19 protein-coding genes are annotated in these 19,077 nt (G+C 60.1%); 13 read left to right on the top strand and 6 right to left on the bottom strand.

Annotated features, from left to right (window positions below; genetic code table 11):
- Positions 1-39: 39 nt before the first annotated feature.
- From CAL20_RS11180 to CAL20_RS11170, 3 genes are all read right to left on the bottom strand, one after another.
- Entirely contained in the window at positions 40-1,809 is a 1,770-nt protein-coding gene (locus CAL20_RS11180; RefSeq protein WP_094837890.1) for a thiamine pyrophosphate-requiring protein, read from the bottom strand.
- 92 nt (positions 1,810-1,901) lie between these two features.
- Entirely contained in the window at positions 1,902-2,726 is an 825-nt protein-coding gene (locus CAL20_RS11175) for an IclR family transcriptional regulator (RefSeq protein WP_094837889.1), read from the bottom strand.
- Positions 2,723-3,355, bottom strand: coding sequence for a flavin reductase family protein (locus CAL20_RS11170; protein WP_094837888.1), 633 nt, complete (start codon positions 3,353-3,355; stop codon positions 2,723-2,725). The genes CAL20_RS11175 and CAL20_RS11170 overlap by 4 nt, the downstream gene beginning before the upstream one ends.
- A gap of 209 nt (positions 3,356-3,564) precedes the next feature.
- On the opposite strand from CAL20_RS11170, the gene CAL20_RS11165 reads away from it, so the two are divergent.
- The 6 genes from CAL20_RS11165 (at position 3,565) to CAL20_RS11140 (ending at position 8,292) form a co-directional block, all read left to right on the top strand.
- The gene (locus CAL20_RS11165; protein WP_094837887.1) at positions 3,565-4,536 is read left to right on the top strand and encodes a Bug family tripartite tricarboxylate transporter substrate binding protein; all 972 of its coding nucleotides are present in this window, start codon (positions 3,565-3,567) and stop codon (positions 4,534-4,536) included.
- Positions 4,537-4,563: 27 nt separating this feature from the next.
- Complete coding sequence (locus tag CAL20_RS11160; protein WP_094837886.1) at positions 4,564-4,962, top strand: RidA family protein; 399 nt, start codon at positions 4,564-4,566, stop codon at positions 4,960-4,962.
- Positions 4,959-5,834 carry an amidohydrolase family protein gene (locus CAL20_RS11155; RefSeq protein WP_179266658.1) on the top strand — a complete coding sequence of 292 codons (876 nt, stop codon included), beginning with the start codon at positions 4,959-4,961 and terminating at the stop codon, positions 5,832-5,834. The genes CAL20_RS11160 and CAL20_RS11155 overlap by 4 nt, the downstream gene beginning before the upstream one ends.
- Positions 5,831-6,697, top strand: a complete 867-nt coding sequence (locus tag CAL20_RS11150) for a fumarylacetoacetate hydrolase family protein (RefSeq protein WP_094837885.1) — start codon at positions 5,831-5,833, stop codon at positions 6,695-6,697. The genes CAL20_RS11155 and CAL20_RS11150 overlap by 4 nt, the downstream gene beginning before the upstream one ends.
- A 9-nt stretch (positions 6,698-6,706) precedes the next feature.
- On the top strand, positions 6,707-7,489 hold the full coding sequence (hpaH, locus tag CAL20_RS11145; RefSeq protein WP_094837884.1) for a 2-oxo-hept-4-ene-1,7-dioate hydratase: 783 nt from the start codon (positions 6,707-6,709) through the stop codon (positions 7,487-7,489).
- Between the two features lie 152 nt (positions 7,490-7,641).
- Entirely contained in the window at positions 7,642-8,292 is a 651-nt protein-coding gene (locus CAL20_RS11140) for a LysE family translocator (RefSeq protein WP_179266657.1), read from the top strand.
- A gap of 6 nt (positions 8,293-8,298) precedes the next feature.
- Here CAL20_RS11140 and CAL20_RS11135 read toward each other — a convergent pair whose 3' ends face one another.
- Positions 8,299-8,754: a hypothetical protein gene (locus tag CAL20_RS11135; protein ID WP_179266656.1), complete on the bottom strand. Its 456-nt coding sequence runs from the start codon at positions 8,752-8,754 to the stop codon at positions 8,299-8,301.
- A gap of 229 nt (positions 8,755-8,983) precedes the next feature.
- On the opposite strand from CAL20_RS11135, the gene CAL20_RS11130 reads away from it, so the two are divergent.
- The 6 genes from CAL20_RS11130 (at position 8,984) to treY (ending at position 16,446) form a co-directional block, all read left to right on the top strand.
- Positions 8,984-9,754 carry an endonuclease/exonuclease/phosphatase family protein gene (locus CAL20_RS11130; RefSeq protein ID WP_094837882.1) on the top strand — a complete coding sequence of 257 codons (771 nt, stop codon included), beginning with the start codon at positions 8,984-8,986 and terminating at the stop codon, positions 9,752-9,754.
- Positions 9,751-10,947, top strand: coding sequence for a cardiolipin synthase ClsB (clsB, locus tag CAL20_RS11125; RefSeq protein WP_094837881.1), 1,197 nt, complete (start codon positions 9,751-9,753; stop codon positions 10,945-10,947). The genes CAL20_RS11130 and clsB overlap by 4 nt, the downstream gene beginning before the upstream one ends.
- Before the next feature lie 95 nt (positions 10,948-11,042).
- Positions 11,043-11,951: a lysylphosphatidylglycerol synthase domain-containing protein gene (locus CAL20_RS11120; RefSeq protein WP_256981442.1), complete on the top strand. Its 909-nt coding sequence runs from the start codon at positions 11,043-11,045 to the stop codon at positions 11,949-11,951.
- Positions 11,952-11,982: 31 nt separating this feature from the next.
- Positions 11,983-13,104, top strand: coding sequence for a DUF3182 family protein (locus CAL20_RS11115; protein ID WP_094837879.1), 1,122 nt, complete (start codon positions 11,983-11,985; stop codon positions 13,102-13,104).
- Entirely contained in the window at positions 13,091-13,858 is a 768-nt protein-coding gene (locus CAL20_RS11110; RefSeq protein WP_094837878.1) for an alpha/beta hydrolase family protein, read from the top strand. Before CAL20_RS11115 ends, CAL20_RS11110 begins: the two co-directional genes overlap by 14 nt.
- 41 nt (positions 13,859-13,899) lie before the next feature.
- Positions 13,900-16,446, top strand: coding sequence for a malto-oligosyltrehalose synthase (treY, locus tag CAL20_RS11105; protein WP_094837877.1), 2,547 nt, complete (start codon positions 13,900-13,902; stop codon positions 16,444-16,446).
- 9 nt (positions 16,447-16,455) lie between these two features.
- On the opposite strand, the gene CAL20_RS11100 is transcribed toward treY, so the two are convergent.
- Complete coding sequence (locus CAL20_RS11100) at positions 16,456-16,608, bottom strand: DUF3309 family protein (protein WP_094837876.1); 153 nt, start codon at positions 16,606-16,608, stop codon at positions 16,456-16,458.
- A 158-nt stretch (positions 16,609-16,766) separates the two neighbouring features.
- Here CAL20_RS11100 and CAL20_RS11095 point away from each other — a divergent pair, with 158 nt between their 5' ends.
- On the top strand, positions 16,767-17,756 hold the full coding sequence (locus tag CAL20_RS11095; RefSeq protein ID WP_094821060.1) for an SDR family oxidoreductase: 990 nt from the start codon (positions 16,767-16,769) through the stop codon (positions 17,754-17,756).
- On the opposite strand, the gene CAL20_RS11090 is transcribed toward CAL20_RS11095, so the two are convergent.
- Positions 17,753-19,057 (bottom strand): NTP/NDP exchange transporter, encoded by a 1,305-nt coding sequence (locus CAL20_RS11090; protein WP_094837875.1) that lies wholly within the window; start codon positions 19,055-19,057, stop codon positions 17,753-17,755. The two genes, CAL20_RS11095 and CAL20_RS11090, sit on opposite strands and share 4 nt — an antisense overlap.
- Positions 19,058-19,077: the final 20 nt, after the last annotated feature.

Below are 19,077 nucleotides of genomic sequence, written 5' to 3'. Positions count from 1 at the left end.
GTCCCGTGCCGGGATTTGATCTCGCGCGCAACCGGCGGCTCAGCCTGCCCACCACTGCTTCAACGTAGCGCGCAATGCAGCGCCACCCGCCGGATCTTTTCGCAGTGCCTGCATATAGGCGCCAAACTGCTTGGCGGTAATGTGCGGCGGCATCGGCGGCACCTCGGGATCTGTCATGAGCTCCAGCACCACAGGCCGGTCTGCGGCAAATGCGCGGTCCAGCGCCGACGGCACGTCCTCGCTATCCGTCACCCGCACGCCTTCCAGGCCCAGGAGCTTGCCATACTCCGCATACGAGAACGGTGGCAACCGCTGCGAGTCGCGGAACCGCGGATCGCCGCCCATGATGCGCTGCTCCCACGTGACCAAATTCAGATCCCCGTTGTTGAGCACCAGTACGACAAAACGCGGATCGTCCCAGTCACGCCAACGATCGGCCACAGTGATCAGCGTATTGATGCCGTTCATCTGCATCGCCCCATCGCCCACCAACGCGACGACGGGACGTTTGGGCCAGGCCAGCTTGCCTGCCAACGCATAAGGCACCGCGCACCCCATAGTCGCCAACCCGCCGGATATCGATGCGAGCATGCCGGGACGAACGTCGACATCGCGCGCATACCAATTGGCCGCCGAGCCCGAATCGCAGGTCACGATACTGTCGTCAGGCAAGCGTTTCGATAGTTCCAGAAACGGCAATTGCGGATTGATCAATTCCCCCCCCGTCTGCGCGCGTGCGGCCACTACCTCGCGCCAGCGTGCGACTTCTTTTTCGATATCGTGACGCCAGTCCAGATCGGTTTTTTGCTCCAGCAACGGCAATAGCGCGGCCAGCGTTTGCTTCGCGTCCCCCGCCAAGCCGACCTCGATCGGATAACGCAGGCCTAGCGCTCGGCCGTCGCGGTCGATCTGCACGCCGGCCGCCTGCCCTTCGGGCGGTAAAAATTCCGTGTAGGGAAAAGTTGTACCGACCATCAGCAAGGTATCGCAATCCTGCATCAGCCTCCAACTGGGCACGGTGCCCAGCAGCCCGATACTGCCGGTGACATAGGGCAAGCGATCCGAGAGCACTGCTTTGCCCAGCAGGGCTTTGGCCACGCCTGCACCGAGCCGTTCGGCGACCTGGGCGAGTTCATCCGATGCCCCCAAAGCCCCGGCGCCGGCCAGGATCGCCACCTTGCGGCCGCGGTTCAATACCGACGCGGCGTTATGCAAGGCGTCCTCGCCCGGCACATGCGAATGCGACACCGCCCCGATACCGGTATGCATCATGCCATGCTGCTGCGGCGGATTCGGCACCGCGGGCAGATCCTGCACATCGTTCGGGATCACGATGCAGGTGACCGCGCGCCGTTCCAGCGCGATCCGCATGGCGCGGTCGACCAGGTGGCGCGCCTGCTCGGCGGTGCTCATCACTTGCACAAAATCGCGGGCGACGTCTTTGAACAAGGCCGCCAGATCGACTTCCTGCTGAAAGTCCCCGCCCAGACTCGATCGCGCCTGCTGGCCCACAATGGCGACCACCGGCTGGTGATCCAGTTTGGCGTCATACAAGCCATTGAGCAAATGAATGGCGCCTGGCCCCGATGTTGCCAGGCATACGCCGATCTGACCGGTGAACTTCGCATGGGCGCAGGCCATAAAGGCAGCCTCTTCCTCGTGGCGCGACTGGATGAAACGCATGGTCTGTCCCTCGCGCCCGAATGCGCCAATCAGGCCATTGATGCCATCGCCCGGGTAACCGAACACGCGTTCGATGCCCCACTCTGCCAGTCGCGCCAGCACAAAATCCGCTACTGTCTTTGCCATGCTTTGCCCCCATTAAGCGTGAATGCGAAATAATCGGGGCGGCGCAAGTTGTATGCCTGGCGTGGCGGTTATGGGACGAACTCGATGCGACATCAGACGGAGCGTGATCGCTGTCCCTCGAGGTGTCTATCGGAAACACGTGCGTGACGCGCTGCAATAGCCGCCGCCGCTTGGCGCATACGCTCTACCACCATAGGGAAGCGCTGTTCCGCCAGCCGCTCTGCCATCGCCGTCACTGTAACGGCACCCAGCGCCTGGCCATCTGTGCCCGTGATGGGAACGGCTACCGCGCTCGTGCCCGGCATCAACCCGGCAGGTTTGTGCGCCAGGCCGCCAAGCGCACGCGCCTGTTCGACACTGCCGAGAACGTCATGGGCGTGTTCACCCTGCACCTCCAAACGCGTAGCGTTCTGCTGTACCAACGAAGTGCTTTCCTCGGGAGACAGACAAGCGAGCAATGCCACCCCAGAGACACCCAACCCCAACGGGCGCCGCACCCCTACCTCGATGGAAAGCACCTGAATCGGATGATGTCCTGTATGGCGCCCAATACAGATCGAGTCGTGTCCATGCCGAATGCTCAGGAACACGGTATCGCCCACTTCATCAGCGAGCTCCCGCAGATAAGGATCCGCCACCGTCAACAATGGAAAACGTCGCGTGCGCGCCAATCCCAGCAAACTGATTTCCGGCCCAATCAAATAACGCCGCGTATCAGTGTCCTGCTCAACGGCGCCTTCCTGGATCAGCGTCTTGAGCAAGCGATGCACCGTTGGCCGGTTCAATCCGGACATGCGCACCAGATCAATCAACCTGACGCCACGTTCCTGGCCACAGGCCACCAAACGCAGGATGCTCAATGCACGGCGCACCGTCTGCGCACCGCCTGCCGAATCTTCCGTCAAGGTTGTGCTCATGTGGAATCTCTCGCCATCACCGTCTTGGCCGTTTGGCGTATCGCACGTTTGGTCACGATGGGTCCCAGCGACGCATAGTTCGGCCCGCCGATACGGCAGATAGGCCGCAATTGCGTGGTGTCGATCTTGCCGTCCTGCAGCAACCCGTCGCGAATATGGAACACCAGCACTTCGCCTACGTAAAACTCGGCTCCCGTGTCGCCATAGGGTGTCGCGTTATGGAACCGACATTCCAGGCTGATAGGCGCCTCGGCAATACGCGGCGTAGCAATGGCCTCGCCCGGCAGGACCGACAGGCCCAGCAGTTCCGCCTCGCTCACCTCTGGCGGATGTTCCTCTGCGCTCATATGAATTGCATCAAGCAGCGTCTCATCGCCGATATTCACCACAAAATGGCCGTGGGTGACGATGTTGTTGGCGGTGTCCTTTCGTATGCCGGCCTTGCGTCCGATGTTCACGCCGATCATCGGAGGCGTGTTGGAAACAAAGGTATAGCAACTGAAAGGCGCGAGATTGACCTGCCCATGGGCGTTCAGGCTGCTGATCCAGGCAATCGGCCGCGGAACCACGATGCCGCTCATGAGCCGGTAAGTCTGTTCGGGATTGAGATCGGGGGCGGAAATGCGCATGAGATGTCTCTTTTTCAGTCCGCATATTGAACTACAAAGTACCGATATTCTCCCGAATTTATGCATGTTGATTGCGAGGCCGCTCTGGCAGATTCCAGATTAAGTCCAATATTCGGACTTTTTTCGAATTTCTCGATTGTCGGTTACGGAGCAAGTTTTTAGAGTTTCAACACAACAGAAACACGACAAAAACGAACCAGGAGACCGACATGCATTTCCCATTCATCCTGCGAACTTGCACTGCGATCGCGCTCACTGCCTATGCGTCGCTCAGCATTGCGGCATGGCCCGACAAGCCCGTCAAGATTGTGGTTCCCTATCCACCCGGCGGAAATGTAGACGTTGCCGCGCGCCTCATTGCGCCGGGATTGCAAGCCGAGTTAGGCCAGCCGTTTATCGTCGACAACAAGCCTGGTGCGGGCGGCATGATTGCCGGCGAGCAAGTTGCTCGTGCCGATCCAGATGGCTACACCCTGTTCATGGCAGCCAATGGCCCTCTGCTGTTCAGCCCGTTGATTTTCAAACGCCAAGCTTATAAATGGGACCACGATTTCGAACCTATCAGCTCGATCTCGTACACCCCACTGGTATTGCAGGTGAATCCCAAATTGCCGGTGAAGACAATGAGCGATCTGATCGCGATGGCAAAGCAGGATCCCGACAAACTCATCATGGCCTCACCCGGGGCGGGCACGACGAATCATCTGGCGAGCGAACTGCTGCAGTCGCTCACCGGCGCGCATTGGACGACAGCCCACTACAAAGGCAATGCGCCCGCCACCACCGATCTGATAGGCGGCCAAGTGGATTTCAACTTCGACCAGATTTCGGTCGCCTTGCCGTACGTCAAAGAAGGCCGTTTGCGCGCCTTGGCCGTCACGACAGCCGAGCGCGTGTCGTCGATGCCGGACGTGCCCACCTTTGCCGAGGCCGGGATATCCGGCATGGAGGCGGCAACATTCACAGGATTGTTGGCCCCGAAAGGGACGCCATCCAACATCCTGAATCGTCTCAGCGCCGCGTTGACCAAGATCCTGGCCGATCCCACCATCATTCAACGCTTTGACGACCTCGGCGCTCAAGCACGTGCGAGCACGCCTGAGGCATTCACAAAATACCTGGCCGCCGAAGATGCGCGCTGGAGCCCGATCATCGAACGCGCGGGCATCACCGCGAACTAATCCTCAAATCGATTCCTGGATCCCTCCATGACACGACGCAGTATCTACGCCGATGGCTTCAGCCATAAAAATCCCATTCCTGCTGCCAGCCGTATCGACAATATGCTGTATTCAGGCAGCATCCAAGGCACCGACCCTGCCACAGGCGCCTATGGCAGCACGATCGAGCGCCAATGCGAACTGATGTTTGACCACGTTCGCCGCATCGTCGAGGCCGGTGGCGGATCGCTCGCCGACATCATCAAGATGACTGTATGGATGCGGGATCGCAGCCAGCGCGCGACGTTGAACACGGTGTGGCTGCGTGACTTTCCTGATCCGCAAAGCCGGCCCGCCCGTCACACGATGCAAGCCGACCTGGATGGCGACAAGCTGATCGAATGCGACTTCATTGCGATACTGAATGAGAAAGAGGCCACACGTTGAGCTCACAATATCAGGTCTTTCATCCCTCTCCGACTGCGCCCCGAACCTCGCTGCCACGTGGCGCGTGCGATAGTCAGTTCCATGTATTCGGTCCACCCGAGCGCTATCCCGTACGCGCTGGCGCCGCCTATGAAATGCCCAGCGCCACGATCGACGTAGCACTACGTTTGCATAAGTTGCTGGGCATTGAACGCGGCGTCATCGTGCAAGCCACCACGTATGGTGCCGATCATCAGGTCGTACTCGACGGTCTGGCTGCCGCCGGGCCGAATTATCGAGGTTGCGCTAACGCAGCTGTCCTAGCAGAACGCGATGACGCCTACATAGCCAAGCTGCACGATGCCGGCGTACGGGGCGCACGCTTTAGTCGCCAGGGCCTGGGCATCAGTATGGCGCCCGCGGTGTTTGACCGGGCAATTGGGCGCATCCGAGAACTGGGCTGGTACGCCAAGTTCCAGCCCGAACCGGACGGCATGATGGCGCAGGTCGAGCAGTTCGAAAATCTGGACATCCCCGTGCTGCTAGACCATATGGGGCGCGCCGATCCGGTTGCCGGCGCCAACGACCCGACATTGCGCAAGCTGCAGGAACTGCTACAGCGCGGCAATTTCTGGGTCATGCTGTCGCTCACGGAAAAGCTGTCCAAGACGGGCTATCCCTGGGATGACGTCCTGCCGTTAGCCCGTACGCTCATCGCCGCCAATCCTGACCGCATTGTATGGGGCAGCGACTGGCCTCACCCCGTTTCGGTCAAGGCGACTCCCGACGAAGGACAGTTGGTGGATCAACTGGCCCGTTATGCCGGCGATGCCGCCACGCTGCAAAAAATCCTGGTCGACAATCCGGCCCGCCTGTTTGGATTCAACCAATGAAATTGCTTTCGTACGAACATCAAGGACGTATCGGCTTTGGCGCATTGCGTGATGGTGAGCACATCGTGACGCTGGACGACCTAGGCTATGACAGCCTGAAAGGCGTATTGACTGCTCGAGCCTTGCCCATATTGCAACGGCTGGCCGCCGAGCGAGCGGCGAGCTTGCACCTGGACCAAGTCCGTCTCCTGCCACCCATCACCGAACCGGAAAAAATCATCTGTGTCGGTGTCAACTATGGCAATCGCAACGAAGAATACAAGGACGGCAGCGCGCCACCCGCCTATCCCAGCGTATTTCCGCGGTTCCCCGGATCCTTTGTCGGACATGGCCAACCGTTGCTACGCCCACCCGAGTCCGAGCAGCTCGATTACGAAGGGGAAATCGCGCTGATCATAGGCAAAGCGGGCCGCCGCATATCGGCCGAAGATGCCTGGGATCATGTTGCCGCCTTGACCTGCCTGAACGAAGGCACCGTACGCGACTGGCTGAAGCACGGAAAATTCAACGTTACCCAAGGCAAGAACTTCGACGCCAGTGGATCAATAGGCCCCTGGATGGTGACAGCGGATGAATTCGATCCCCGCGCGCCACTCGAAGTCCGCACACGTGTCAACGGCGAACTACGCCAGCACGACCGCACCGACAATCTGATGTTCCCTTTTGCCGAGTTGATTCGCTATATCTCGATCTGGACCACCCTGAAACCGGGGGATGTCATCTCTACCGGGACGCCTATCGGTGCGGGGGTGAGGTTTACTCCCCCCCGGTTTCTGAAGCCTGGTGACGTGGTAGAGGTAGAAGTCTCAGGCATAGGCGTGCTGTCGAATCCGGTGGCCGACGAATTGATCTCTCATTCTTAAGGAATTCTCATGCTCAACGCCAGCGACCGCGAACGCGCCGCCACATTGCTGATAGAGGCTGAACGCAGCGGTGTCCCCTGCCAGCAGCTAGATCGGCTCTTTCCCGATATCGAAATTGCAGATTCTTATGCAATCCAGAAAAGAATCATCGATGACAAGCTTGGCCGCGGCGCAGTCCTGCGCGGCCACAAGATCGGCCTGACATCCAAAGCCATGCAAAGCACGGTAGGCATCAACGAACCGGACTATGGCCATTTGCTCGACAGCATGTTTTATCAGGATGGTGAAACCATCTCGACCAAAACACTCATCGTCCCCCGCGTCGAAATGGAATTGGCCTTTGTGCTGGGCAAGCCCTTGACCGGCCCGAACGTCAGCCTGTTTGATGTGCTGGACGCCACTGACTATGTCGTGCCCGCCTTGGAACTCATCGACGGACGTAGTCAGTATCCCCGCCGCATTGTCGACAACATCGCCGATAACGCCGCCTGCGCCGGGATTGTGCTGGGAGGCCGTCCCGTCAAACCCCTCGATGTCGACCTGCGTTGGGTCGCAGGCCTGCTGCTCAAGAACGGCGTTATCGAAGAGTCTGGCGTGTCCGCTGCCGTACTAGGCCATCCTGGCCTGGCCGTTGCCTGGCTCGCCAACAAACTGGCGCAACACGACACCAGCCTTCGAGCTGGTCACGTTGTGCTCGCCGGCTCATTCACGCGTACCGTGGCCGTCGCACGGGGCGATACCTTGCATGCCGATTACGGTCCTTTGGGGAGTATTTCCGTGCATTTTTCATAGGGCCCGCTCGGTCCGCGTGCCCTATCGCCCCGGGGCGGCCCCTTGCCGTCGCCAACACGCCACGATGCTGGCGCGGCATTTGAAATGCCTGGGCCCCTTGCGGGATGGAGCATAATAGCGACACCCCCATTCAGCACCGCACTCCCGCCGTCATGCCCACCCTACACGTGTTCCTGCTGTATCTGGCCGCCGATCTGGCGCTCAAACTCACCCCAGGCCCGGACATGGCGCTGACGCTCACGCGGGGCATGACACAAGGGTTTCGGACGGCATGGATCAGCGTGCTGGGAACCTGGTCGGCAGGATTTGTGCAGGTGCCGCTGGTCGTGCTGGGCTTGGCAGCGATTTTTCAGGAATCTCAGACTCTCTTCGCTGCGGTGAAGGTTCTGGGCGCGATCTATCTGGTCTATCTAGGCATTCGTGCGTTGCGCCGGTGTGCCCGAGCCACCGCCACCAACCTCACCGCCCAGCCCGGGAGTGCCCGGGATGCCTATTGGCAAGGGTTCATGACCAACTTGCTCAACCCCAAGGTGTTCATCTTCATGATCGCCTTTCTGCCGCAGTTTACCGATCCGGCCCGCGGCCCGGTATGGGTTCAGATGCTGGTCTTGGGTGTGTTTTCCAAAATGCTGGGGCTGGTGACGGGCGCGATTTATGCCTACGGTGCCTCACGGATCCGGGGCTGGTTGAGTCGTAATGCGTGGTTCATGCGTCTGCAGGACGGTCTGCTAGGCGTTGCCATGTTGGGCATTGCCGGATGGTTGATATTTAATCGGGATCCGATCAGCTCGCCGTCCCGCTAACGCGACTCATCGCAACGTCTGGGAAACCGCCTTCCATTGACCGTCTTTCTGGCAAAACAAAAACTCCCAGCTTTCATGGTTTGGGCCGCGCTCCAAACGTGAATGCAACAAGCGGCATGGCATACCGTTTTGTTGCTGGACACCGTCGGCATTCAGTGTTGCCGTAATGGGCGTTCGGCGTTTGGTGGGGCTGCTCCACAACGTCGTCGCATTGTCCTGGGTGTTTTCAAGAACGCCCACCGCCGCTTTGTTGAACGAGACAGCCTCTTCATGCTTTAACGAGCCGTAAATCGTGTCGGTGGAAAACGCGCTATAGGCTTGCGCCCAAGCGCCCTCACCAACCCATACCAGTGCAAGTGCCATTACCGACAGCGATAGATTGCGGCGAGATACCTTCATTACTATTCTCCAGCGTTGACAATTGATTTTTTCACTAACGGTCAATCGAGGAACGGCCAGCATCCAGGCCGAATGCCCCTCACAAAGCTTTGCAAACCTGACTGCCCGCATTTGGCAGGCCGCGCCGCAAAAGCCATATGCCTAGTTCGCCCTTGCGAGGTATTTACAATAGTATGAAGTCGACACAAACGCTATCCAAAAAACGAAATAAACAGTCGATCGAACACATAGACCTGACTCCCTGGGCATGCCGCTTGCAGTATGGCCACATCTACCAAGCTAGGGAGGCAGCATGCAATCACAGCGCGACAGTGGCAGTCGCTTCGCCCTCAGGTTGCTGACGGTCAATACGCACAAGGGGTTCACCAGTTTCAACCGCCGTTTCATGCTGCACGATCTGCGTGAGGCGTTGCGTTCCGCGGCACCCGACATCGTCTTTTTGCAAGAAGTCGTCGGGGCCCATCAGGGACATGCCGAGCGGTTGCCCGATTGGCCAGTGCTGTCGCAGTACGAATACCTGGCCGATACGCTATGGTCCGACTACGCCTATGGACGCAATGCCGTCTACCCGGACGGCCACCATGGCAATGCGATCCTCTCGCGCTACCCTATCGCTACTTATACCAACCATGATGTCAGCATCGCCGGCCCTGAACCGCGCGGTTTACTGCATTGCGTGCTGCGCCCGCCGGAGCTGGCGCATCCGCTACATGCGGTATGCGTGCATCTGGGTCTGCGCGAACGTCACCGGCAACGCCAGTTGCACTTGCTGTGCGAGCTGGCCCAACGACAGATTCCCACGAATGAACCGCTGCTGATCGCAGGCGACTTCAATGATTGGCGCTTGCGTGCCGACCGGGTCATGGCCGGCTGCAACGCCCAAGAGGTATTTACCCGGCATTACGGCAAGCCGGCCCGATCGTATCCGGCGATGTGCCCGATTCTGCGGCTGGACCGTATCTACGTACGAGGCGTACACACCTCTCGGCCTGAACCTCAAACCTCGCGCGTATGGGCAGGCCTATCCGACCATGTGCCGTTGACCGCAGAGATCTCGCTATGAGCACGGGCTGGCGTACGGGGAATCATTTTGAACTGCTCGAGAACGGCAATGCGTTTTTCCCTGCCGTCGAGGCAGCCATCGCGCGGGCAAATAAAGAGGTCCTGCTGGAGACATTCATCCTGTTTGACGATCCGGTAGGAAGGTCATTGCAGCAAGCACTCATCAAAGCTGCGCAACGCGGCGTCTCGGTCGTACTGACGCTGGACGGCTACGGCTCTGATCCGCTGGAGCCGGCCTTTCTCGCCGAACTGGCCACTGCCGGGGTACGTGTACATATATTCGATCCCAAACCGCGCCTGCTCGGCATGCGATTTCATCTGTTTCGGCGCCTGCACCGCAAGCTGATTGTCGTCGATAACGAGTTGGCATTTGTCGGCGGCATAAATTTTTCAGAAGATCATCTAACCGAATATGGCGATCAGGCCAAACAGGACTACGCGGTCAGCGTGCGAGGTCCGTTGTGCGCCGATATCGCTGCCTATATGCGTGCCGCCGTGCGGGCTGCACCGGGCAGATTGCCGGCCTCGGACCCTGGACCTGTGCCCGACGAAGAGGGAACGGGCAAGCTGGTGGTACGCGACAATGCGCGGCACCAGCAGGACATCGAGCGCCTGTATCGCGCCAGCCTGCGCTCGGCCCGCGAGGATGTGTTGATCGCCAATGCCTATTTCTTTCCCGGATACCGCTTGCTGCACGATCTGGCAGGCGCTGCCCGCCGAGGCGTGCGCGTGCGCCTGATACTGCAGGGCGAGCCGGATATGCGTATCGCCCGGCTCGCCGCCACGATGCTGTATGACTATCTCATCGATGCCGGCGTGGAGATCTACGAGTATTGCCGCCGCCCGCTGCATGGCAAAGTCGCGTGCTTCGACCAGGACTGGAGCACAGTAGGCTCGAGCAATCTGGATCCGTTCAGCCTGGCCCTGAACCTGGAGGCCAACGTCCTCATGCGGGACCGGGCGCTGAACCGCGTATTGCGCGAGCGTCTGGAACGCCTGCTGCAAGAGGATTGCCAGCGCATCCCCCGTTCATCGATCGGCACGCGACGTCTGCGGCGATTGTGGGCCGGGGTGGTGGTATTCCACGTACTGCGGCGTTTTCCTAACTGGGTGGGCAGCCTGCCCGCTCATAAGCCTCGCCTGCAGCGCATAGCGGCAGAACCTGTGGACTGCCAGCAGCCGGCGCGAGAATGAGGATCCCCATGGACACATTCCGACTACGTACGACAAGACGGCGCTGGACTCGGATCAGTCCCCGGGCTCGACGTTCTATAGGCAGGTGGCTGGCCGTGCTGATCCTGGCGGTCGTGGCGGGCATGTTGTATTACCTCGCTCGCGACGTGGACTGGCCCGGTGTGTGGAAGGCCGTGCGCGCGCTTCCCCGGCCCACGATCGCCTTGGCAATCGCGGTCGCACTAGGTGGCTATCTCGCGTATTCACTCATGGACGTTCTGGGTCGCCGCTACATCGGTCACAAACTGCCGCTGTTCAGCGTCGCAGGCATCGCCATGCTCAGTTATGCGCTGAACCTGAACCTGGGCATGCTGCTTGGCGGCTTCGCAACGCGTTTGCGGCTCTATCTGCGCTTGGGTTGCCGCAAGTCGGTGCCGACGCGCGTGGCGCTATTCTCCGCCCTATCGAACTGGATCGGGTTCGGCTGGGTGGCCGGCGCCTTGTTCGTCAGCGGCGCCGTCCCTCTGCCTCAGACCATCGCTTGGGGAGAAGATGGATTGAGAGTGGTCGGCCTCGTACTGCTGGCACTTTCTGGCGCATATGTCCTCGCTTGCCTGAAATACCCGGGACGGACGTGGATGGTGCGCAGGTGGCGTATCGTGTTGCCCGGCGCGCGGATGGCGCTCGCGCAGAGCCTGAGTGCCGTACTGTCCTGGGGCCTGATGGGACTGGTGCTGTATGTTGTGTTGCAGGGACGAGTCCCCTATGCGGCGGCATTAGGGGTACTGCTGTATGCCAGCGTCGCCGCGTTGGTCGTACGTGTGCCGGGCGGACTCGGCACCACCGAGGCCATTACCGTCGCCGCACTGGGGAAATATCTTCCTCCCGTGGATATCCTGGGCGCGGTGTTGATTTACCGCGCCGTCTATTTCCTTTTGCCTCTGGCAGTGGCGTTGCTGGCGTTCGGCGTGGTCGAGGCCAAATGGTCTATTCGGCGCCGCGAATCCCGGCCGTCACCGCAATGAGGCCAGGCATGGCGCTTGCGGGGGGTACGCCATGACACACTCTTCTCGATTCTCTCCGGCCTGCGTGGTGGCCTATCCCCGCGATAACGATGCATCGGAGCACGAAGTCGCCACGCAATTATGCCTGGCACGCAAACTCGCCGAATTGCTGCAATGCCAGGTAATGGAGCCCTATCAGACCAATAGCGCCCGGCCTGGGACGGCGCACTATTACGTTCCCGATCAAACGCTGATTGCTCCAGCGCAAGCGCAGGAGCTAGGCATCAGCGACGAAACGCAGTTTTTTGGTGGCATGGTGCCCTACGATTTCGTGGCCAGCAAAGCGATCACACATGGCCTATGGCGCCGGCACAGCGCTGCGCCCGAGGGCTGGTCGCACGTCTTGGCCGAGCGTCTCGGAGACGCCGTACTCGAGGGCTACACCGCATTTTCAGCCGAGGACGCCACACAAGCCGGCACCGCATTGCTGCGTCGTGGACCGATACGTCTGAAGCCCGTGTACGCCAACGCCGGACGAGGACAACGCGTGGTTCAGGACGTGGACGAACTGAAAAGCGCCATCGCCGAGATGGCCGACATAACCCGAGGCGTCGTGCTGGAAGAAAACCTGACCGACGTCGAGACCTACAGCGTAGGATGGTGCCGCGTGGGCGGCTATACCTTGTCGTATGTGGGCACACAGGGATTGACTCAGGACAATAGCGGCCAGGACGTTTATGGCGGATCGATCCTGCGCTGCATTCTCGACGAACCGGCTGCGCTCACGTCGCTGGATATGACGCAGAACGAACGTGACGCCGTCACGCTGGCGATGCGCTATGACGCTGCTGTGAGCCAGGCGTACCCGTCCCTGATCGCGTCCCGCCGCAATTACGATATTGCGCTCGGACAGTCTATGACGGGGACATGGCGGGCTGGGGTATTGGAACAATCGTGGCGCGCCGGAGGCGCGAGCATCGCCGAGGCATCCGCCCTGCTCCATTTGGCGCATCACCCTGACTGCCGCGAAATCAGGGCCTATACGCAAGAGCGTTACGGATCCACGTCAGAACCGCCAGACCAACGAGAACTCGTATTCCACGGGCAAGACAGCCAGGTGGGATGGTTGACAAAGACAGGTGGCATAGTGAGGGAAAACGATGGTGGCACATAGCGATGCGATAGACATCAAGGTCGCAGATGATGTCCTGGCGGGCACGCTGCTGACGCCGAAGAGCAAAATCCCGGGAATACTTTTCATACACGGCTGGGGCGGCGATCAGGCCTTTGACCTGAAACGGGCAGCGGGAATAGCCGGCCTGGGCTGCGTCTGCCTGACCTTTGATCTCAGAGGGCATGCCGCGAATGAAACCCAACGCGAACACGTATCCCGCGACGATAATCTGCACGACGTCATGGCGGCCTACGATCGTCTGGTTGCACATCCTGCCGTAGAAACCGGTGAAATCGCCGTGGTCGGCAGCAGTTATGGCGCCTACCTGGCATCGATCTTGACGGAATTGCGCAAAGTCCGTTGGCTAGCCTTGCACGTGCCCGCCTTGTATCTCGACGACGAATGGTTCAAGCCCAAGCACCAACTGAATCGGGAAGTATTACGTGCCTATCGTAGTGATTATGTTGCGCCCGAGAGCAATCGTGCGCTGTCGGCATGCACCACATTTCCGGGCGATGTGCTGATCGTGGAATCGGAACAGGATGACTACATCCCACACTCGACCATCATGAGTTATCGCTCGGCATTTCGGCGCGCACATTCGATGACCCATCGGATTATCGACGGCGCAGATCATGCGTTGACACAAAAGACTGCGCAGCGGGCGTACACATCAGTGCTGGTGAACTGGATCACCGAAATGGTCATGGGCGCACGTACCGGCACTACCCCTTCCCTGACAGGTGCGCCATGAAGGAGAGGCAATATCAGCCGTAGATCAGTATGGAGCCGCCAATGACACTACGCGCCACTGCGCGTCTGCAACTGCATGCCGACTTTCCCTTTGATGCGGCACGCGCACAACTGGACTATTACGCCGATCTGGGCGTCAGCCACCTGTACTTGTCGCCCATCACGCAGGCTCGACCTGGTTCAATGCATGGCTACGACGTTCTGGATCCCAGTCGCGTCAGCGCTGACCTGGGCGGAGAACAGGCGCTTGAGCGGCTGGTCGATGCCGTCAAGGCTCGCGGAATGGGGTTGCTGCTGGATATCGTGCCGAATCACATGGCCGCCGACGCGCGCAACCCATGGTGGCGCGATGTTTTGCGGCATGGCCGCGCCAGTGCCTACGCTGATTACTTCGATATCGATTGGGAGATGCACGAGGGGAAAATCCTGCTGCCCATTCTTGGTCAACCGTACGGCTCCGCCCTGTGCAAGGGGGATATCCAATTAGGCAAACAACACGGCGAACCGGTGGTATTGGCAGGCGGCCAAGCCTTGCCCATATCGGGCCCGTCAGTGTTAGCTGCGTTGGCTCGCTACACCGACGCATCGGATCATGCAGATCGCAAAGCCGCGCTGCATGCGCTGCTGGAACAACAGTGTTATTGCCTGGCCTGGTGGCGCTCGGCAACGAACCAACTGAATTGGCGCCGTTTTTTTGACATCAATGATCTGGTGGGCGTACGCGTCGAAGATCCCTCAGTGTTCGAGGCGGCGCACATGCTGCCTCTGGCCTTATATCGCAAGGGCTGGATAGACGGACTGCGCATCGATCATGTAGACGGATTGGCAGAACCCGGCGCCTATTTGCGCCGGCTGCGCACAGCTATGCGAGAGGCCGCGCCGACGCGTACGCCATATATCGTGGTCGAAAAAATTCTGGCGCCGCAAGAGGCGCTCGACCGGCGTTGGCCTGTCGACGGCACCACAGGCTATGACTTTATGGATGATGTGAGCGCGTTGTTGCACGCGCCCGCCGCGCGTCGTCCACTGTTGGCTTGCTGGTATGCGCAGGGCGGCGATTCGACCGGATTGAAACACCAGTTGCACATCATCCGTGCGCAGTTGCTGGACCGGCGTCTGGCGCACGAGCGGCAAGGATTACTGAAGGCATGGTCACGCCTCGCCTCGCATAAAAACGAGGACCAAGCATCCTGGGATCGTGTGCTCGGGGCGTGGCTGACGGCGTTCCCGGTCTATCGCAGTTATGCCGAGGACGGCGGTCCATCCGCTGCAGACCGGACCCATTGGGACGAAGCCACGCGTTCTGCGCGCACCATGCTGGCCGAATCGGATAGTGCACGCCTGGATGAATTACTGCGCGATCTCCATGCGCCCGCAGGACCTGAGGGCCTCAGTGCGCTCAAACGGCTGCAGCAAGTCACGCCGCCATTAGCGGCGAAATCGCTGGAGGACACCCTCCATTACCGTCAAGGCACTTTGCTATCCCGTAATGAGGTAGGCGCGTGGCCGCAGCGATTTGCGCTGGGGCCACAGGGCTTTCATGCCCGCAATCAGTGGCGCTCCCGGCACATGCCGCACTCCCTGCTGGCCACAGCGACTCACGATCATAAACGTGGCGAAGACACCCGAGCGCGTCTGGCTGTCCTAACCGAGATGCCCTCGGAGTGGGCGAAAATGGCGTCAGAATGGCTGGCCTTGCTGCCGGCCAGTTCATTCAGCGATCCGGACCGCTATATCCTGCTGCAAGCACTGATTGGCTCTTGGCCTGCGGACTGGCCAGCCGACATCGATACACTGGATCCATTGCTCATACGCGAATGGCTGGCGCGCATCGGCGCCTGGCAACGCAAAGCACTGTGCGAGGCGGGACAGCATAGTTCATGGTCAGATCCCGACGAGCATTATGAAGCTGCCGCCCAAGCTTGTATCGATATCCTGGACCCGGGCGGACATGATCGCCAGCCCCTGCGCAAGCTGGCGACCCTGGCGCAATCGCTGATCGAGCCAGGGCATATCAATAGTCTGGCTCAAGCCTTGCTGCGCAATACGTGTCCCGGCGTGCCTGACTTGTACCAGGGCACCGAGCTGTGGGATTACAGCTTGGTCGATCCGGATAATCGCCGGCCCGTCGATTACGCGCGCCGCCGTTTTCTGCTGTCCTCCGGAATCGTCGCACGGCCTGAGTTAAAACACTGGCGCAATGGGGCAGTCAAGCAGTCGTTGATCTATGCAGCCTTGCAACTGCGAGCACAGCAGCCTGCCCTATTCGCTGGCCCCTATAGGCCTCTATGTGCAAACGGCCCTCGTGCCGCCCATGTCGTGGCGTTCCTGCGCGGCACTGGCCGGCGAACGGCATTGGTCGTCGTACCGCGATTGTGCGCGCGCCGTATTGCGGGTTATGCGAGAGATGAAGGCGAGGCCGCGAGACAGTTCTGGCAAGGGACGACATTGCGCGTGCCGTCATTGCCGGGCCTTGTTTGGAAAGACATGCTGAGCCAGCGTGAGCTGGCTTTGAGCACAACAGGCGAAATCGCCCTGGATACGCTATTTCAGGACTGGCCTGTTGCGCTCTGCGCCACCACAGACTAGGCGAGCCTGCTACAGCCGGCCCGTCAACAGCATGACGATAAGGACGATCAACAAAATCCCCAAGATGCCGCTGGGGAAATATCCCCAACTGCGGCTATGGGGCCACGCAGGAAAGGCGCCCACCAACAAAAGAATCAGCACAATCAGCAGAATGGTCGACATGACGGCAGTCCTCCTCCGAAATCGCGTCAGGAGCCCCCTTGGGCCCGTACTGTTTCATACAGCAATTTGCGTACCCGCACCGAGCCGGGAATACAAATTGCGCGGATTTGAGCTTATGCCGCGCCCTGCCTGGGCGCCCGATAGCCAAGGAGAAACAAATGACGAACCATTCTCGCGATCAAGACGCCGACGCCACCGCCCGCCGCCAACGTGAACTGCAACGCGACCAAGACCAACGCGATGCGAAGTCGTCCAAGTCGTCCAAGTCGAGCAGCCCCGTTCAGGCCGGCGAGCGCGATCAGCCCGAGCCGCCGCAGCCCGCCCAGCATCAGCAGAAACCGGGCCGGGAATCCGATCTGGATCCCGCGCCCCGATATTCTGCGCCGGAATATCGAGGCAGCGAAAAGCTGGACGGTAAAGTCGCGCTGATTACCGGTGCAGACTCCGGTATCGGGCGCGCCGTTGCCGTCCTGTATGCCCGCGAGGGGGCCGACGTTGCCGTAGCCTATCTAAACGAAGACGATGACGCTGCCGAGACCAAGAAAGCCGTCGAAGCCGAAGGCAGCCGATGCATCACTATCAGTGGCGATGTGCGCGATCCCGAGTTCTGCCAGCAAGCCGTCAATGAAACCGTCAGTGCCTTTGGGCAGCTGGATATTCTCGTCAATAACGCTGCCTTTCAGGAACACGCGGAATCGCTGGAGGATATTTCGGATGAACGCCTGGACGAAACGCTGCGCACCAATATCTACGGCTATTTTTATATGGCCCGAGCTGCGCTGCCTCATCTGCCCGAAGGCGGCTGCATCATCAATACCGGATCGGTGACCGGCCTGCGCGGCAGTCCCCAGCTGTTGGACTATTCGGCGACCAAAGGAGCCATCCATTCATTCACCCGCGCGCTCGCAGCCAATCTGGTGAGTCGCGGCATACGCGTCAATGCAGTCGCGCCGGGCCCCGTCTGGACGCCGTTGAACCCCGCCGACCGTGCCGCGGAGGACGTTCGAAAATTCGGCGAACAGACGCAAATGGGCCGTGCCGCGCAGCCAGAGGAGCTGTCGCCCGCGTACGTCTTTCTGGCAGCACCATGCTGCTCGAGCTATATCACGGGGATCGTGCTGCCCATAACGGGGAACGCGGGAGATTAGACCGACTGCCCATGTTTGCCTGCGCCTGGCTCGCATCGCCGGTACTGGCGTGCCAGCCAGGCCCCCGTGAAGGCCCACGCCAATGCAATCATCGCGCCCAAAAGCAGAGCCAAAGACGGCTGGTCTGCTATCAAATCCACCCCGCGCTTCACCCAGCCACTCACCGCATCGCCGCCGCGATACACCACGGTGTCGTTGAAGTTTTTGGCCTTGTATTTCTGTTCCGAAGGCAGCACCGTATAAAGCATCTCGCGGCCTGGACGCACCAGGGCATATTCCCCGGCACGGCGCGCCACCATCACCACGACAAACACGGCAAACACCGGCGACCACGCCAGCCACAAAAAGCCCGCTACCAACAACAGCGGTACGCCCGTCAGCAATACCCGAACGCCCAGCCGCTGTGCAATACGGCCTGTGAAAAACACCTGGGTCAGAATGGCCAAACCCTGCACTACTGCGTCAATCAAACCAAAGACCTGTGTCTGGCGTGTACGATCCGGAAAATGCTCGGCGACCATCCGGGCCTGCTCGAAGTACATAAAGGTGTTGACACTGGCCAAGAGCGTCACGAACAAAGCGATGCCCAGCAAATAGCGCGAGCACAATACCTCGGTCACACCGGCAAAGGGATTGCCGCCCAAAGGTCGATGACGCTCGACCCGGTCAGTGGCATCCTCTGCCTCGTCGGGATGCCGGTCACGCCAGTGATGCAACCACGCCGCGCAGCCAGCGCTGGCGGCCAGCAGTGCGGACGCCAATACCAGCAGACCGCTATGACCCAACGGCTCGACCAGCAGCGCGCCCAACAACGGCCCTGCGAGTCCACCCAGACTCGCGCCACCCGCTATCAACGCGAACAAGCGGCGTGCCTGTTCCCCGGCAAACACATCGGCCAGCACACTCCAGGCGAGTGAGATCGCCATCAGATTGAACACCGACAACCAGATATAGAACACGCGCCCGGTCCATACGATGTCGGCCTGCAGCCACCAGACCACGGCAAACGCCAGCAGGTTCACGACAAAAAAACCATATGTCCAGGACAGAATATGCCGCCTTGGCGCACGCGAGGCTACCCAACCGAACAGCGGCATGGCAATCAACGTGACCACAAACGTTCCGGTAAACAACCACTGCAGGTTATCGACGCCGCCAGCCACGCCCATGGTCTCGCGCACAGGCCTGAGCATGAAGTACGAGCAGAACAACAGAAAAAACATGCCCACGCCTGCAGCCACCGCCACGCCTTCTCCCTCGCGCAGGTTCAACAGGCGAATCAGACGCGCTTTTATGGGCATACGCCTGGAAATCACGTTAC

It is taken from the genome of Bordetella genomosp. 4 (genome assembly GCF_002261185.1).
In the GTDB taxonomy this organism is placed as follows: Bacteria; Pseudomonadota; Gammaproteobacteria; order Burkholderiales; family Burkholderiaceae_B; genus Bordetella_A.
The sequence above is the reverse complement of the archived record's forward strand: the minus strand, read 5'-3'. Positions and strand labels throughout refer to the sequence as shown.